This window comes from Hyphomonas sp. (assembly GCF_041398385.1).
Classification (GTDB): Bacteria; Pseudomonadota; Alphaproteobacteria; order Caulobacterales; family Hyphomonadaceae; genus Hyphomonas.
Window position 1 is genome coordinate 196,981 of the sequence record NZ_JAWKUW010000003.1, and the last position, 12,370, is coordinate 209,350.

At 64.7% G+C, this 12,370-nt stretch carries 12 protein-coding genes; 6 read left to right on the forward strand and 6 right to left on the reverse strand.

Annotated elements, in window-relative coordinates:
* Positions 1–15: 15 nt before the first annotated feature.
* The 6 genes from smc to R3C13_RS08005 all read left to right on the forward strand — a co-directional run bounded on the left by smc (position 16) and on the right by R3C13_RS08005 (position 6,346).
* Entirely contained in the window at positions 16–3,477 is a 3,462-nt protein-coding gene (gene smc / locus R3C13_RS07980) for a chromosome segregation protein SMC (RefSeq protein ID WP_371310284.1), read from the forward strand.
* 150 nt (positions 3,478–3,627) lie between these two features.
* Complete coding sequence (locus tag R3C13_RS07985; protein WP_371310285.1) at positions 3,628–3,987, forward strand: AtpZ/AtpI family protein; 360 nt, start codon at positions 3,628–3,630, stop codon at positions 3,985–3,987.
* An 8-nt stretch (positions 3,988–3,995) separates the two neighbouring features.
* Positions 3,996–4,754: a F0F1 ATP synthase subunit A gene (locus R3C13_RS07990; RefSeq protein WP_371310514.1), complete on the forward strand. Its 759-nt coding sequence runs from the start codon at positions 3,996–3,998 to the stop codon at positions 4,752–4,754.
* A gap of 117 nt (positions 4,755–4,871) precedes the next feature.
* A complete protein-coding gene (locus tag R3C13_RS07995; RefSeq protein WP_034737903.1) occupies positions 4,872–5,108 on the forward strand; it encodes a F0F1 ATP synthase subunit C in 237 nt (78 codons plus the stop codon).
* Between the two features lie 81 nt (positions 5,109–5,189).
* On the forward strand, positions 5,190–5,741 hold the full coding sequence (locus R3C13_RS08000) for a hypothetical protein (RefSeq protein ID WP_371310286.1): 552 nt from the start codon (positions 5,190–5,192) through the stop codon (positions 5,739–5,741).
* Between the two features lie 5 nt (positions 5,742–5,746).
* A complete protein-coding gene (locus tag R3C13_RS08005; RefSeq protein ID WP_371310287.1) occupies positions 5,747–6,346 on the forward strand; it encodes a F0F1 ATP synthase subunit B in 600 nt (199 codons plus the stop codon).
* An 83-nt stretch (positions 6,347–6,429) separates the two neighbouring features.
* Here R3C13_RS08005 and R3C13_RS08010 read toward each other — a convergent pair whose 3' ends face one another.
* From R3C13_RS08010 to R3C13_RS08035, 6 genes are all read right to left on the reverse strand, one after another.
* A complete protein-coding gene (locus tag R3C13_RS08010; RefSeq protein WP_371310288.1) occupies positions 6,430–8,124 on the reverse strand; it encodes an ABC transporter ATP-binding protein in 1,695 nt (564 codons plus the stop codon).
* 67 nt (positions 8,125–8,191) lie between these two features.
* The gene (locus tag R3C13_RS08015; protein WP_371310289.1) at positions 8,192–9,310 is read right to left on the reverse strand and encodes an inositol monophosphatase family protein; all 1,119 of its coding nucleotides are present in this window, start codon (positions 9,308–9,310) and stop codon (positions 8,192–8,194) included.
* The gene (locus tag R3C13_RS08020) at positions 9,297–10,643 is read right to left on the reverse strand and encodes a TldD/PmbA family protein (protein ID WP_371310290.1); all 1,347 of its coding nucleotides are present in this window, start codon (positions 10,641–10,643) and stop codon (positions 9,297–9,299) included. The genes R3C13_RS08015 and R3C13_RS08020 overlap by 14 nt, the downstream gene beginning before the upstream one ends.
* A gap of 126 nt (positions 10,644–10,769) precedes the next feature.
* Positions 10,770–11,045 (reverse strand): hypothetical protein, encoded by a 276-nt coding sequence (locus R3C13_RS08025; protein WP_371310291.1) that lies wholly within the window; start codon positions 11,043–11,045, stop codon positions 10,770–10,772.
* A gap of 122 nt (positions 11,046–11,167) precedes the next feature.
* Positions 11,168–11,485 carry a hypothetical protein gene (locus R3C13_RS08030; RefSeq protein ID WP_371310292.1) on the reverse strand — a complete coding sequence of 106 codons (318 nt, stop codon included), beginning with the start codon at positions 11,483–11,485 and terminating at the stop codon, positions 11,168–11,170.
* 62 nt (positions 11,486–11,547) lie between these two features.
* The gene (locus R3C13_RS08035; RefSeq protein WP_371310293.1) at positions 11,548–12,267 is read right to left on the reverse strand and encodes a protein tyrosine phosphatase; all 720 of its coding nucleotides are present in this window, start codon (positions 12,265–12,267) and stop codon (positions 11,548–11,550) included.
* Positions 12,268–12,370: the final 103 nt, after the last annotated feature.

Sequence of the window (12,370 nt, forward strand, 5' to 3'; positions counted from 1 at the left end):
CAGGAAGGAGCCGGCATGCAGATCACCGAACTTCGGATTGCCGGCTTCAAGTCGTTTGTCGACCCTCAGGATTTTCCTGTCGAACCCGGCCTGACCGGCATTGTCGGCCCGAACGGGTGCGGCAAGTCCAACCTGCTGGAAGCGCTGCGCTGGGCAATGGGCGCCAGCTCCGCCAAAGCCATGCGCGGCGGCGAGATGGACGACCTTATCTTTTCGGGCTCGGCTGGCCGGCCGGCCCGTGAGACGGCCGAGGTCACGCTGATCCTCGACAACTCAAAGCGCACGGCGCCGCCGGAATTCAACGGATCCGACACGCTGGAAATCCAGCGCAGGATTCGCCGCGGAGCAGGCTCGTCCTACAAGCTGAACGGGCGCACCGTACGCGGCAAGGACATCACACTGCTGTTTGCGGATGCCTCCACCGGCGCGAACTCTCCGGCGTTGGTGCGCCAGGGCCAGATTTCCGAACTCATCGGCTCGAAGCCGCAGAACCGTCGCCGCATCCTCGAGGAAGCTGCAGGCATCGCGGGCCTCAATACCCGCCGCCATGAAGCGGAATTGAAGCTCAACGCTGCCGAGCAGAACCTCGAGCGTCTCTCCGAAGTTTCAGCCGAGGTAGAGCGCCAGCTCGCCAGCCTGAAGCGACAGGCCGCCAAGGCCCGCAAATACAAGGCGCTGTCGGAAGAGATATTCGCCCTCGACGCCCTTATCGCGCACCTGCGCTGGCACGAAGCCAAGCTCGCCTGCGAGACGGCTCGCGGACAGCTCGACGAGTCCCGCCGCAAGGTGGAGGAGCTCTCCCGCGAAGATGCCCAGTGCGAACGCGCCCGGATCGAGGCGGGCGAAGGCCTCCAGCCCCTGCGCGATGCGGAGAGCATCGTTGCAACAAAACTCGGCCAAGCCCGCATCACACTCGCCAAGCTGGAAACCGAGCGCCGCATCGCAGCCGATGCACAGGCCCGCCTCGAAGCCGAAGCGACGCGCCTGATGGAAGACATCGAGCGCGAGCAGGCCGCCAAGATCGAGGCGGAAGATGCGCTGGCGCATGCCCAGTTCGAGCTTTCGTCCCTGCCTGTGCAGGACGAAGCCGCCAATGCCGACATTGAAGCACAGATGCGCTCGGCGCTCGATCGGGCCCGCGCCGATCTTGCCGCCGCCGAGCAGACTGCTGACGATGCCCAGGCGCGACTTTCGGAAGTCCGTGCCCGCCGGCAGGCCTCCGAAGACCAGCTGAACGCCCAGAACCGCCGCAAGGCACAGCTGTCTGCGGACATCGACCGCTTGAAAGCAGATATGGCCGGCCTTGAAGATGCGGTCACGCTGGTCCGCCGCCTCAAGGAGGCGAAAGATGCCGAAGTCGCTGCCGACGCATCGCTGAAGGAAGCTGAACAAGCTGTCGAAGCGGCCGAAGCGGCCCTCGCCGAGGCCCGCACGGCAGAGACAGACGCCCAGCCCCCGCGCGACGATGCCGCCCGGCTTGTCCGCGAACTCGAAGCCGAGATTGGCGGCCTGCAGAAATTGCTACGCAAGGCCGAAGGGCCGAGCGCCCCGCCTGTGGTCGAGCGTATTCGCACACGCGACGGATACGAGAAGGCCATCGCCGCCGCGCTTGGAGACGATCTGGACGCGCCGACGGACCGATCCGCTGCCATGTTTTGGGGCGGCGCAGGGACGGTTTCCCAATCGCTGCCATCCGGTGCGAAGCCGCTTTCGGATTATACCGACGCACCGGGCGAACTCGCCGCGCGGCTCTCACAGTGCGGCCTGGTCGATGCCGCCGATGGCGCCCGTCTTGCGGGAGAGCTGAAGCCCGGCCAGCGTCTCGTTTCCCGCGATGGCCATCTCTGGCGTTGGGACGGGTTCGCCCGCACGCCGGATGCGCCGGTCAGCGCGGCTGCGCGTCTGGAGCAACAAGCCCGCCTTGAGGCCGCGCTGCATGAGATCGAACCTCTGCGCGAAGCACTCGCCGCCCGCGAAGCTGAATTCGAGGCTGCGCGTCAGGCACGTGCGGCAGCGGAGGAAGCGCTCCGGACCCGGCGTGGCGCTGTCGCTCCGGCCCAGCAGGCCCTGAACCGCGCCCGCGCCGAAGCCGCCGACGCCTCGCAAGCCTCCGAACGCGCTGCGATGAAGCGCGATACGGCCGGCGAAGCACTGACCCGCGCGCAATCGGAACTCGCCGTCGTGAACGAGGCGCTGGCCCTGATCGCCCCGCAGGAAACTGCGGACGCAGAATCGACGCTCGCAACCCGGCTCGCCGAAGCACGCACCACTGTTGCCGAGGCCCGCACGGCCGAAGTGGAAGCACGCGGCCGCCTGACAGACATCACCCGCGGCCGTGAACAGGCAGCCGCCCGCCGGCAGGGCCTTGAGCGCGATGTGCAGAGCTGGACCGCGCGGATTACCGCCACCGCCGAGCGCCTTGAGCGCCTTGTGGAACGCCGTTCATCGGCTGCTGCGGAAGCCCTTGCTGCCAAGGCGCGCCCCGCGGAACTCGGCACGGAAATCGAGACTCTGTCCGCAAATGTCGCTTCGCTGGAAACCGAGCGCCAGCAGGCGGCGGACAACCTATCGCAGAAGGAAACCGCCATCCGCGAGGCCGAACAGGCAGCCCGCCGGGCGTCCGCTGCTGCCAGCGAAGCCCGCGAAACACTGGCCGGCTGGAAAGTGAAGCTCGAAACCGCCGAAGGCCGCCTTGCCGAGTCTGCTGAAGTCGCCCGCAACAATTTCCAGCGCACGCCGGAAGGCCTGCTTGCGATCGCCGAGGCTGGTCTGGACGCAGAGGAAATGGGCCTCTTCTCGCCCCGCGATGCGGAGCACAAGGCCGAAGACCTCCGCCGCCAGCGCGACCAGCTGGGCGGCGTCAACATGAATGCCGAGGAAGAAGCGGCCGAGCTGGAAGAGCGGCTTGGCGCACAGGTCACCGAGAAGGAAGATCTCACCAAGGCGATCGCAAAACTGCGTCAGGGCGTCGAGGCGCTCAACGCGGAAGGCCGCGAACGCCTCATCGCCGCGTTCGAGCAGGTGAACGAACACTTCAAGGCGCTGTTTACGGCGCTGTTCCGGGGTGGCCAGGCCGAACTGCGCCTCGTCGATGCGGACGATCCCCTACAGGCTGGCCTCGAAATCTTCGCCCAACCGCCGGGCAAGAAGCTCGGCACGCTGAACCTGATGTCCGGCGGCGAACAGGCCCTGACGGCGGCGGCGCTGATCTTCGCCGTGTTCCTGTCGCGCCCCGCCCCGATCTGCGTGCTGGACGAGGTGGATGCGCCGCTGGACGACGCGAATGTCGACCGCTTCTGCAACATGCTGAATGAGATGCGCCAGCGCACCGACACCCGCTTTGTTGTCATCACACACAACCCGGTGACGATGAGCCGGATGGACCGTCTTTTCGGCGTCACGATGCGCGAACAGGGCGTCTCCAAGCTCGTTTCCGTGGACCTGCAAGGCGCCGAACAGCTTGTTGCGGCGGAGTAGCGCACACTTCCGGAACACAATCCAAATAAAAACAGGGATCTAGCGTTCTGCATCTCCGGTTGACTTGAGCAACCGGCCTACATAGTTTGCGCCGAAATCCGGGGGGAAGCCCCGTCGGCAAGGATTCGCGGCTGCGGAGCATCTGAAATCATGTCCAGCGAGGGACCGAACGACCTCGGCGAACGCATCGCCAAGGCAAAGGCGGCCCGCGATGAGCGTGAGGCAAGAAAGCGGCGCGATGAACAGGCGGACGGGACCAGTCTCTCGGCAGGGGGCTATGCCCTGCGATACGGCGCCGAATTCGTCGCCAATGTCTTTGTCGGAGGCTTTTTCGGCTTCTGGATCGACAAATTCGCAGGTTCGGAACCCTGGGGATTGCTGATTGGCGGGACCCTGGGTTTCGCAGCAGGCATCCGCGCCATCATACGCGCCTATAATGAGCTGAATGCTCGGGCGCAGGAACTAACAGCGGGGGCGAAAGCCCCAACAGACGGGACCAAGGACGAATGACCTTCCTGATGCCGAGCGCCGCGATCGATCCGATCCACCAGTTCCAGGTCAGCAAATGGCTGGACCTGCAGATCGGTGGCGTCGACCTGTCCTTCACCAATGCCTCGGGCTTCATGCTGCTGGGTGTGGTGCTGACCATCGCCTTCTTCGGCGTTGCGGCTTCCAAGGGTCTGCTCGTGCCGTCCCGCCTGCAGTCGATGGCCGAGATCGGCTATGGCTTCGTCGCAGACATGGTGCGCGGCGCCGCCGGCGAGGAAGGCCTGAAATTTTTCCCGTTCGTCTTCACGCTCTTCTTCTTCATCTTCTTCGCCAACATGATCGGCATGGTGCCGTACGCCTTCACCACGACGAGCCATATCATCGTGACGGCCGCGCTCGCGCTGCTCGTGATCGGCATCGTGATCGGCTACGGCTTCTACAAGAACGGTCTGAAATTCTTTAAACTGTTTGCCCCGTCCGGCGCGCCGTTCCTGATCTACTTCCTTCTGGTGCCGATCGAGGTCATCTCGTTCTTTGCCCGTCCGCTGACCCTGGCGCTGCGTCTGTTCGCCAACATGCTGGCCGGCCACATCATGCTGAAGCTGTTTGCCGGCTTCGCGGTCGCCCTGATCGGTGCTGGCATCGCCTACATCCCGGTGGCAATACTCGCCTTCTCCATGGGCGTGGCGCTGAACGCCCTCGAATTCCTGGTGGCAGGTCTGCAAGCCTACGTGTTTGCCATCCTGACCTGCGTCTATCTCAACGATGCGATCCACCCCGGACACTAAGGACCCATTCGCCGGTGCGGCACTGACGCCGCACCAAACCGCTTGACGCCACCCACTGAAAACGCTTCACGGGCGGCAAATTGTAGAAACTCTAAGCATTCCAACAAGGAGATACCCATGGAAGGCGATATCACCCTCGGCCTCAAGTATGTCGGCGCAGGCCTCGCAACGCTCGGCATGATCGGCGCTGCAATCGGCGTGGGCAACATCTTCGGCTCGTTCCTCGACGCCGCCATGCGCAACCCGTCCGCTGCTCCGCAGCAGACCGGCAACCTCTTCATCGGTATGGCTCTCTCCGAGGCTCTCGGCATCCTGTCGTTCCTCGTCGCCATCCTGATCCTGTTCGTGGTCTGATCGCCACGCAAAGCCTGACCGGGCCGGCGGATTCTTGCCGGCCGGCCCGATCCTGTCGTTTCCGACACTGAGGTATCCAGAATGCTGATCGCATTGCTTGCTGAAGGCGCTGCCCACGGTGCAGAGCACGGCGAGGGCTCCGCGCCCGCGTTCCCGCCGTTCGAGACCTGGCACATGCCGGGCCAGCTTTTCTGGCTCGCGATCCTGTTCACGACGCTCTATCTGGCGATGTCGCGCTGGATCCTGCCGAAACTGTCGGACACGCTGGAAAAGCGCTCCGACCGGATCGCTTCGGACCTCGACCAGGCCGCCCGTCTGAACGACGATGCGGTCGAGGCCCAGAAGGCTCTCGAACTGCGCGTCGCCCAGGCCCGCAACAAGGCCCGGGAAACTTCGGAAAAGGCCCGCGAAAAGATGGAAGCCGAAATGTCGGCTGAAACCGCACGGGTCGATGCAGAGATCGAGAAGAAACTCGACGCTGCCGACAAGCGCATCGCCAAGCTCCGCGCGGACGCGATGAAGAATGTCGAGCAGATTGCGGTGGACGCCGCCGAAGCCATGACCGGCCGCCTCGGCCTCAAGGCATCAGCAGCCAGCCTCAAGAAAGCCGTCTCGTCGGCTCTGGAGAAGTGATGATCATGAAACGCCTCCTTCTCTCCGCATCCGTGCTGACGGCCCTGCCGGCCTTTGCTGCCGAAAGCGCGCATGGCGCCGAGGGTGGCCATGGCGGTGGCGGCTTCGTGGGCGGCCTCGCCTACGCAGCCAGCGACCCTGTCACCTTCACGGCATTCCTCGCGCTTTGCGGCTTTGTCGCCATTGCCTGGCGCATGGGTGCATTCAAGACCGTGCTGGGAGGCCTCGACAATCGCGCTGAAGCCATCCGCAAGGAACTGGAAGAAGCCCGCAGCCTGCACGAACAGGCCGCTGAAGCCCTCGCCTCAGCTGAGCGCAAGGCGCAGGATGCGGACAAGGAAGCCGAAGCCATGATCGAGCAGGCCAAGGCCGACGCAAAGCGCATCATGGAAGAAGCCCGCAAGGACATGGCAGAGCGCCTTGCCCGCCGCGAAGCACTTGCAGAAGCCCGCATCGCCCGCGCCGAAACCGAAGCCGCTGAACAGGTGCGCCGCGCCGCTGCGGACGCAGCAACTGAAGCGGCTCGCCGCCTGCTTGCCGAGGACAGCGCCGTCGACCAGTTCGAACGCGCCGCCCGCGACATCGAAAAGGCGCTCGGCCACTAGGCTCTCTCGTCACCAGAATACCAAAAAGCCCCGCCGAGATATCTCAGCGGGGCTTTTTCTTTGCCTGCTTCAGCTTGAAGGGCTCAGCGCAGCTGCAACTCGGCCAGGCGTGCATAGGTGCCGCCCTGTCCGATCAGCTCGGCATGGGTGCCCTGCTCCACCACGCGGCCATCGTCGACGACGAGAATCCGGTCCGCCGCCCGTACCGTAGAAAGCCGGTGAGCCACGATCAGGACCGTCCGCGCACGGCCGAACTCTGCGAGCGACTCCTGCACCTTGGCTTCGCTTTCCGCGTCGAGGGCCGACGTTGCCTCGTCCAGAAGCAGGATCGGCGCGCCCCTGAGGATGGCGCGCGCGAGAGCAATCCGCTGGCGCTGGCCCCCGGACAGGTTTCGCCCGCCTTCCCCGGCCGGAGAATGATAGCTGCCGGCAATGCCAAGGATGAACATGTGCGCGTTCGCGGCACGGGCGGCCATTTCGATTTCCGCATTCGTCGCCCCGAGACGGCCGAGGGCGATATTGGCCTGGATGGTATCATCGAACAGCGAGGCTTCCTGCGCCACAAGGCCCATGCCGGCGCGCACGCTGTCGCCCGTCACGCTGCGGATGTCCTTGCCGTCAATGCGCACCGCGCCGCTCGACGGATCATAAAGCCGGAGCAGCAAATTGAAGATAGTCGACTTGCCGGCGCCGGAGGGCCCGACAATCGCGACCGTCTCGCCCGGCGCAGCCGAGAAGCTGAGACCCTTGAGCGCCCGCGTGCCGTCGGGATAGGAAAAATGGACATCGTCGAATTCGATACGCCCGTCGATCTTTCCGATTGGCTTCGCGGCGGGGGCGTCGCCAATCGTTGGCTTCGCGTCCACGATCTCGAATACGCGGTCTGCGGCCGCGCCGCCTTCCTGCGCGACGGAATTGAGCGAACCCAGCGCCCGCAATTCCGGCGACGCAACGCCAAGCGCTGCGATGAAGCCCAGGAGATCGCCGAGAGATGTCTGCCCCTGGGAAATACGCCAGGCGGCGAAGCCGAGAATGCCGGCTAACGCGATGCCCCCGGCTATCTCCAGGATCGGATCCACGGCCGCTCGGTCAGCCAGCACTTTCAGGAACAGGCGCGAGCGCTCCATGAAGCCCTGCCGTGCGCGGCTCTTCTGATAGGATTCGAGCCCGTAGGCTTTGACCACACGGGCCGCCTGGAAGCCTTCGGACAGGAGCGAGGTGACCTCGCCAACCTGCTTCTGTGCCTGGCGCGAACGCTTGCGCACGCGGTTGCCGAGCGCGATGACCGGCGCGAAGGCAATCGGATAGGCGATGAGCAACAGCAGCGTCATCTGCCAGTCGATATAGGCCATCACGCCGAGGCATCCGATCGTCGTCACGATGCTCTTGGTGAAATTGTTGGCGAAGCGCAGCGCCGCATCGCGGATCGAATTGATGTCATTGATGAAGCGAGAGACATAGCTGCCGGAGGCGTCGCCCGAGATGCGCGCGAAATCACCATCGGTCAGCGCTTCAAACTGGTGCGTCTGCACGCTGACGAGGCCACGCTGGACGCCGGCATTGTTGAGCAGCGTCATCAGGTAAAGCGTCAGCGCCCGCGCCGCCGAGAGGCCGACAATGGCCGCGCCGATCTGGAAAATCCAGTGGCGGTCCGCCGTTCCCCGATCGCCGAAAGAGGCCTGTAGCTGGTCGCCCATTTCCTTCAGCACGATGGAATAGCCCATCGCGCACAGCGAGGTGAGCAGTGCCATCAGCGTGCCGGCGAGGAACCAGCCCATGTGGGGCCGGAAGTAGACCGAGAACAGTCTCCGCAGGCTACCCCGCTGCGCCGTCGGTTGAACAGCCTCAGATGTGATGGTGGTCCCCCGTCTCCGGGTCCAGCAGCTTGTGGGCGTGGAGGATGAAGTAGCGCATCTCGGCATGGTCGACGGTGCGCTGGGCTGCCGATTTCCATGCGTCATAGGCTTCCTTGTAGTTCGGGAAGGCCCCGACGAAGTCGATCTTCGACAGGTCTTCGAACTGTACGTCGGTCACGTCCTTCAGCTCACCGCCAAAGACGATGTGCAGCAATTGCCGCTGGCTTTTCGGCGTGTCGGCCATTTTGTCTTGCTCCGTAGATTTTGCGGCAGGCGCCGCGCGTTCCTGAGGGTCAGCTATACCCACAATTTCCGTTCTGCGCACTAACAGAGGGTGCAGCGCCGCGCCAGCCGCGATCACACTGCGCTGGGCCGGCACATCGCGGTTGAACACCAAGGGTTCACCCTTGTGCGTTGTGACAACACCGCCAGCCTGCTCGACCAGCACCGTGCCGGCCGCAAGATCCCAGTCCGACTTGGCCGCAAGGGTCAATGTTGCATCCCATTCGCCCGTGGCCACCAGCGCCATGCGCAGCAGGGTCGAATTCGGTTTTGGCTTCGCCACGGTCACGTGCGGCCACGGCTCCGGCCAGGACGGATGCTCGACCAGCCCCTCATTCGTGATCAGCCTGCAACCGGCCTCTGCGGCGCATCCGGAGACATGGATCGCCTGCCCGTTGAGGAACGCCCCGCCTTCCGTCCAGGCCTCGTAGAAGCGGCCCTGCCGGGGAGCGTAGAGGACGCCCGCAACGGCGCGGCCTTCCTCGATGAGAGCGAGGGCGACGCACCAGTGCGGATCGTCTCGCATGAAGGCACGGGTGCCGTCGATCGGATCGACCACCCAGCAGCGCTGCTTGCGCCGGGCATCGAGACTGTCCGTGGTTTCTTCCGACAGCCAGCCGTATTCAGGGCGGACCGCCTGAAGCCGCATCGCGCAGAGGCGGTTCACCTCGAGGTCGGCTTCCGTGACCGGGCTGCCGCCGGTCTTGTTCCAGGTCCGGTTTTCGACACCGCCGCGCTGGAAGGAGACGGCCAGATCGCCGGCTTCGCGGGCGAGCGCCCGCAGCGTGTCCATGTCTTCGAGGAGCGTGCGCTCAGCTGCCCGCAAGGCTCATCCCCTCGACAAGGATGCTCGGCGCATCGCGCGTGCCGCGGAATTCAAGGTCGGAGGCCGGAACCAGCCGCGAGAACATGGACGGCAGGTCGTCGGCGATCGTGACTTCCGAGACCGGGAACGCGATCTCGCCCTTCTCGAACCAGAACCCCGCCACGCCGACGGAATAGTCGCCGTTATTGGGATTGATCGACGGGCCGAACATGTCGGTGACGAGCAGGCCCTCGCCCACCTGTGCCATCAGCTCCTGCGGCGTCTTTTCGCCAGCCCGCAGGTAGATGTTCGACGTGGTCACGCCCGGCGGATCGCCGAAGCCGAGCGCCGAAAAGCCGTTGGGCTCCAGGCAAAGCTGGCGCGCGGCCGGGGTATTCAGCAGCCAGGCGGTCAGCACGCCATCTTCGATAAGGTGGGTTTCACGCACCGGCAGGCCCTCGCCGTCATGGCTGCGCGAGCCCATGCCCATCGGGCGGAACGGATCGTCGGTGATGTAGATGCCCTTGGCAAAGACCTGCTGGCCCATCCGGTCCTTCAGGAAGCTGACGCCGCGGGCAATCGAAGGGCCGGAAATCGCGCCGAGCATGGCGCCGATCAGGCTGCCGGCAACGCGGCGGTCATAGATGACGGCGGCCTTGCGCGTGCCGAGCTTGCGCGCCCCGAGGCGGGCGATGGTGCGCTCACCGGCGGTGCGGCCGATCTCTTCAGGGGCCGGCATGTCTTTCGAGAAACGGACGGACCAGGAGTCATAGTCCCGCTCCATCTTTCCGTCCTTCTCCGCCACGGCAGAGAGGCCAAGGGCGGTGGAGCTGCCGGTCTTGAAGGCCGTGAAGCCATTGGTGGCCGCAACCCAGCGGGTCGAGCGGTTCCAGGAGGCGCCGCAGCCGGCGACCGTCTTGATGCCCTTGATGCCGAGTGCTGCGGCTTCAGCGGCCAGCGCACGTTCTTCCAGCGTTGCGGCAGAGAGTTCCGGTTCGCCCGACAGGTCCATGTCGAGATCGCCGGTTGCCAGCAGGGAGGCGTCCGGCAGGCCGCAATACTTGTCTTCCGGCACGGCCTTCGCCATGGCGACGCAGCGCTCTGCCAGCGTCTTCAGGCCCTCCGGCGAGAGATCCGCGCTGGAGACGTGGGCCTGCCGCTTGCCGTAGAAGCAGCGCAGGGCGACGGAGGTGCTCTCCTCCCGCTCGATGCTTTCCAGCTTGCCGTCGCGCACGGCGACGCCGACACCATCGGATTCGCCGATCCGCGCATCTGCAGCGTCCGCGCCGGATTTGAGACATTGATCGAGAAGGCCGGCGAGCAGGTCTGCCGGTGGAATCGGGAAATCAGCCATTGGCGGTAAATGGACCCGGCCCGCCGGGCGCGCAACTCCCATGCTGTCAGGCGCACGTGCCTTTCAGGAACAAGAAAGCCGCCAGCATCGCCGCTGGCGGCTTCTGATGACTTATTGTGCGCGCGATCAGTCGTCGCGGCGCGCGTCCGGCAGGCGGTCGTTGATGTCGTCGCGGATGTCCAGCAGCGTCACGATCAGGCCGCAGACGAGGCTTGCCGCGATCCAGCCACCCAGCGTGAACACAGCGAAGTCCGCCACCTGAGCCATCGTGCCCGACAGGCCGATCAGCTCCCCCGTGAATTCGCCCTTATTGTAGATGCCCAGCGCAATGCCCGACACGATTGCCGCGATGTAGGCGACATAGATCATCGTGCGGAAGCTGTTGATGATAAAGAACTTCATGGTCTTCCCCTTTCTGGAGCGAGGGCGAATCTAAGCGGATTGTCACCCTCCGTCACCCATTTACTCGCCATAGACGAACCTGAACCGCCCGCCATGATGCAGATTTGCACCATGCAGACCGGCTATTCCGGCGCCGCAGCCGCCAGTTCACACTTTCCCATTTCGATCGCGGCGCCAAAATACTGCATCTTTTCATCGTCCGGCAGGCTGACGACGAAGGCCTCCACATCCCGCTTTTCGCGCACAACAGCGACGACCGTGCGCTTGAACAGGTTGGGGCTCAGCTTGGCTTCTAGGGCGTCGACGATACAGCTGCAGGTGCCCGGCTCCTCGCCCTTGTCGACGCAGGCTTCGGCCAGCTGCTGCTTGCCGCTCTGCGCCTGGCTGCACCCGGCGAGGAGGCCAAGAGTCAGAAGTCCGGCCGCCGCTAGAAACCGCATGGATTGCTCCCTTTTGTGCTTCGGCGTGAGCCAAGCATGAATCCGCAGGCGGGGGAAGCGTCCTACTCGCGCTGCAGGATGCGGTCGACCTGGATGCCCTTGCCGAAGTCGCGCAGGAAAGCCTCTTTCACTGCCATCCGGTCATAGTCCTCTGCCGCCCAGTCGAGAAACGGCTTCCAGTCCGCCTCCGCCTTGCCGGCATTGAAGTCGGCATAGGCCTGGAAGAAGGCGTCCAGCATCCCGGTCTTGCCGTGCTTTACGTGAAGGTATTTGAGGGAGAGCTGGTCGACGGCCTCGCTGAAGGGCTTTTTCTCCTTCAGCAGCATGTACAGCACTGCCATCAGCCCGGCCCGGTCCGCGCCCGACTTGCAGTGCATCAGCGCCGGGTATTCGATCCGCTGGAACAGGTCGTTGGCCGCAAACAGGGCCTCACGGGTCGGCGTGTCGCGCGAGAAGACCTGGAAGTCGACGAGCGCGATCCCGGCCGCATCGCACGCCTCCTTCTCCAAGAGGTAGTAGCCCTTGGTGCTTTCGCCGCGCAGGTTCAGGATCGTCCGGATACCCTTTTCGCGGGCGTATTCGGCGACCTTTTCCGGCGACGGCTGGTTGGACCGCCACATGCCGGGGGCAATCTCGTGCAGGTTCTGGAACATCGCCCGCAGGAAGCCATGGTCTTCCCAGACCAGTTCGCGCCGCGCGCGGGACCGGCCTTCCGGGGTCGAAAGGTCCGCCGCGACGTGGATGCGCCGCTTCCTCTTGGCCTTGGGGGTCAGTTTCACCATGTCCGCCGCGATTAGCCTCCCCCCCGGCCGACATCAAGCGCCACGCCGCAGCGCCGCCTAAACGCGCCGTTAAACTTTTATCCCCACACTTTGTGGTTGCAGG

What these genes read in the sequence shown, in the direction of transcription:
- R3C13_RS08005 (WP_371310287.1), top strand. Translation starts at nt 5,747, where the DNA reads ATGAAACGCCTCCTTCTCTCCGCATCCGTGCTGACGGCCCTGCCGGCC.
- R3C13_RS08030 (WP_371310292.1), bottom strand. Translation starts at nt 11,485, where the DNA reads ATGCGGTTTCTAGCGGCGGCCGGACTTCTGACTCTTGGCCTCCTCGCC.
- R3C13_RS07985 (WP_371310285.1), top strand. Translation starts at nt 3,628, where the DNA reads ATGTCCAGCGAGGGACCGAACGACCTCGGCGAACGCATCGCCAAGGCA.
- R3C13_RS07990 (WP_371310514.1), top strand. Translation starts at nt 3,996, where the DNA reads ATGCCGAGCGCCGCGATCGATCCGATCCACCAGTTCCAGGTCAGCAAA.
- R3C13_RS08035 (WP_371310293.1), bottom strand. Translation starts at nt 12,267, where the DNA reads ATGGTGAAACTGACCCCCAAGGCCAAGAGGAAGCGGCGCATCCACGTC.
- R3C13_RS08000 (WP_371310286.1), top strand. Translation starts at nt 5,190, where the DNA reads ATGCTGATCGCATTGCTTGCTGAAGGCGCTGCCCACGGTGCAGAGCAC.
- R3C13_RS08020 (WP_371310290.1), bottom strand. Translation starts at nt 10,643, where the DNA reads ATGGCTGATTTCCCGATTCCACCGGCAGACCTGCTCGCCGGCCTTCTC.
- R3C13_RS08010 (WP_371310288.1), bottom strand. Translation starts at nt 8,124, where the DNA reads ATGGGCTGGTTCCTCGCCGGCACGCTGATGGCACTGCTCACCTCGCTG.
- R3C13_RS08025 (WP_371310291.1), bottom strand. Translation starts at nt 11,045, where the DNA reads ATGAAGTTCTTTATCATCAACAGCTTCCGCACGATGATCTATGTCGCC.
- R3C13_RS07995 (WP_034737903.1), top strand. Translation starts at nt 4,872, where the DNA reads ATGGAAGGCGATATCACCCTCGGCCTCAAGTATGTCGGCGCAGGCCTC.
- smc (WP_371310284.1), top strand. Translation starts at nt 16, where the DNA reads ATGCAGATCACCGAACTTCGGATTGCCGGCTTCAAGTCGTTTGTCGAC.